The sequence below is a fragment of the Acetobacter senegalensis genome (assembly GCF_001580995.1).
Lineage (GTDB): Bacteria > Pseudomonadota > Alphaproteobacteria > Acetobacterales > Acetobacteraceae > Acetobacter > Acetobacter senegalensis.
In genome coordinates this window covers 1-2794 of sequence record NZ_LHZU01000050.1, presented here as the reverse complement: position 1 = coordinate 2794, position 2794 = coordinate 1, and the positions used below count along the sequence as shown (strand labels likewise).

Annotated in this window: 2 protein-coding genes; one reads left to right on the top strand and one right to left on the bottom strand. The window is 54.2% G+C overall.

Features of this window, described 5'->3' with window-relative positions:
• Window positions 1-151: 151 nt before the first annotated feature.
• The gene (locus AD948_RS00380) at window positions 152-808 is read right to left on the bottom strand and encodes a TetR/AcrR family transcriptional regulator (RefSeq protein ID WP_006558649.1); all 657 of its coding nucleotides are present in this window, start codon (window positions 806-808) and stop codon (window positions 152-154) included.
• A 165-nt stretch (window positions 809-973) separates the two neighbouring features.
• Between AD948_RS00380 and AD948_RS00375 the strand changes: the two genes are divergently transcribed.
• Window positions 974-2473, top strand: coding sequence for an efflux transporter outer membrane subunit (locus AD948_RS00375; RefSeq protein ID WP_006558650.1), 1500 nt, complete (start codon window positions 974-976; stop codon window positions 2471-2473).
• Window positions 2474-2794: the final 321 nt, after the last annotated feature.

Genomic DNA, 2794 nt, shown 5'->3' with positions numbered 1-2794 from the left:
GGAGATCTCTTCGAGATCGTTCCTCAGCTTACAGAAGAACTGAAGTAAGTTTTTCGCTTAAAGGCGAAAGACGTTAAAAAAACCTGCATGGTTGAAACTGACCATGCAGGTTTTTTTATATCCTCTGTCTGACGCCCTCAGTGCGCAGTAGTCAGTGGGACTTATTGGTGCCGTATGTCGCCAGAAACATATGGACAGCGGCATGGATTACTTTTTCCTTGTCCGCCGGCTCATTTTCAAATGGCATGTTGAAGCGTTTTCGGTGCGCAAGGCGTGTCTGGCATAGCGTGAAAAACTGCTCAGCGGCAAAGGTGGGGTCCTCCACCGCCAGCGTGCCGTTTTCAACCTGCTGCTGAATCCAACCTGCCAGGGTTTCGATCGCAATTTTGGGGCCGTGTTGCCAGAAGCTGGTGGCAAGGTGCGGGAAATGTGGCGCTTCGGAGACGATGATCCGATAGAGCATGATGCTCTCTGGCAGGGTAATCAGATGCACCATGGCGCGCGCAACCGCGGTCAGGGTTTCCTTCACGGGTTCATTAAGCTGAATAGGAGCCAGTGCCAGCGGTAACTTCTCGCGGCAATTATGCTCAACAAATGCAGCGAACAGATCCGCCTTGTTGGTAAAATAATTGTAAAGAGTGCCTTTTGACACGCCAGATTCGCGGGCAATGGCAGACATACTTGCCCCCTCAAATCCATGGGCGGCAAAAATGACCAACGCGCCATCCAGAATTTGCTGGCGTTTGGCCTCAGACTCCCCCGAGCACTGGCTGGGCGGCATGGCGGAAGGGGGGAGTGAAACAGACATGGTAGATGGTTATTCCCAAGTATGACGATTGACGCAACATTGAAAAACGATAGGTTAGCATGCTGACCGAACCGATCGGTCAGCGCAAGATTGGTTCTAGGTATAGACAGACTTTACATTGGGAGCAGACGGGTGGCTAAACGGTATGCGCGGGGCGCAAGCACCATGGTTCTGGCATTTCTGCTGGGTGGGTGCATGGTTGGCCCGGACTTCAAAAAGCCCGCTGCATGGACGCCTGAACAATGGCAGCATGCCAAACTGGAAGGGGCGTCCCGTAATCTTAGTGTGCCAAGCAATCAGGCTCCTGATCCGGAATGGTGGTCTGCCTTCCATGATCCGGAACTGACATCTCTTGAAAAACGTCTGGCGGCGCAGAACCTTGATGTGCAGCAGGCAACAGAACAACTGGCCGTTAGTCGTGGCCAGTTGCTGATTGCAGGGGCCGAGCGCCTGCCTGATCTGGCGGCAACGGGGTCCTACAAGCGGGCTCAGTACAGCAGCAAACAGTTGCAACGTATTGTAGAACGAATCGGCCAGAATGCGCCGGAAGGTGCGGGAGCTCTTCTATCCTCCCAGTCTTCTGACATCTCCATTCCTCTTCTGAACCAGTGGCAGGACGGATTGCAGGCCAGTTGGGAAGTGGATCTCTGGGGGCGGGTGCGCCGACAGTATGAAGCCGCAAAAGCGTATCTGACAGCGACTATGGAAGAACGGCGCGGTATTCTCATCGCTCGTCAGGCGGAACTGGCACAGGACTATATGGCGTTGCGTGGCTTGCAGGAGCAGTTGCGTATCACCAAGGCCAATAGAGATGCAGCCAGTCAGATGCTCTCTCTTAGCGGGGCGCGCTATAAAAGCGGCCTCGTCAGTGAACTGGATGTGGATAGCGCCCGCGCGCAGGTGGAAGACACCAATGCCCGTATTCCCCAATTTGAGCAGCGGATTGCCCAGCAGATCAATGCCATCAACCTGCTGATGGGTGCCCCACCAGGAGCATTGAATGCGGAACTGGAACAGACACCCGCTATTCCTCCTGTTCCGGCAGAAGTGCCTGTAGGGCTGCCGTCAGAATTGGCGCATCGTCGTCCGGATATCCGGCAGGCGGAAGCCGAACTGCATGCCGCCACAGCCGAAGTGGGGCAGGCGGAAGCGGACTTCTACCCCAAGGTCACTATTGATGCCGGATTCGGCTTCCAGTCCTTCTCGTTCCGAGACCTTGGGTTCTGGAGCGCCAGAACATGGAACGTCGGCCCGTCCATCAGTCTCCCAATTTTCCAGGGAGGGCGTCTGACGGGGCAACTCAACATGAAGAAGGCTTCCCAGAAGACAGCAGCGCTCAGATACCGCAAGACAGTGCTGAAGGCATGGAGTGAGGTTGATAACGCCCTCACAGCGTATGAAGCTGAGCAAAAGCGTAACCAGTCGCTCAAAACACAGGTTGCGGCTGATGAACGCTCTCTTCATCTGGCGCAGGATCAGTATCGGCATGGGTTGACCAGCTTCCTTCAGGTTCTGGATGCTGAACGCAGGGTGCTTGCCTCCCAGACCCAGCTGGCGGACAGCGCATCGCTCATCTCCAACAATCTGGTGCGGCTCTACAATGCTCTGGGTGGGGGATGGGAAATAACCTATCCTGAATCGGGTAAAGTGCCCCAGCACGCATAAGCGTATTCAGTGCTCATGAAACGGCCACTCAGTTCTCTGAGTGGCCGTTTCTCGTTCAAGACAGGGCGTGCTGGGTCAAATCTCACGGCTTCGTGAAAAAAGACCAGTTCCTTTTGCATGAGCCATTCAGGCATCCTTTCTTACACAGGCACCAGTCAGAGTCGTGGCTTGGCAACTTGGCCCTTCATTTTTTCTTTGATGAAAAATGGCGGAAAACAGCCAAAAAACAGAAATCTTGCAAGGGTGATGTAAGAAATCTGTCACAAGGTGTCATTTGTCTGTTGACGGTGTGTTGGTGTTAGCTTAGAAAGCGCTTCACCG

Coding starts and splice junctions, on each gene's coding strand:
- AD948_RS00375 (WP_006558650.1), top strand. CDS start 974: ATGGTTCTGGCATTTCTGCTGGGTGGGTGCATGGTTGGCCCGGACTTC.
- AD948_RS00380 (WP_006558649.1), bottom strand. CDS start 808: ATGTCTGTTTCACTCCCCCCTTCCGCCATGCCGCCCAGCCAGTGCTCG.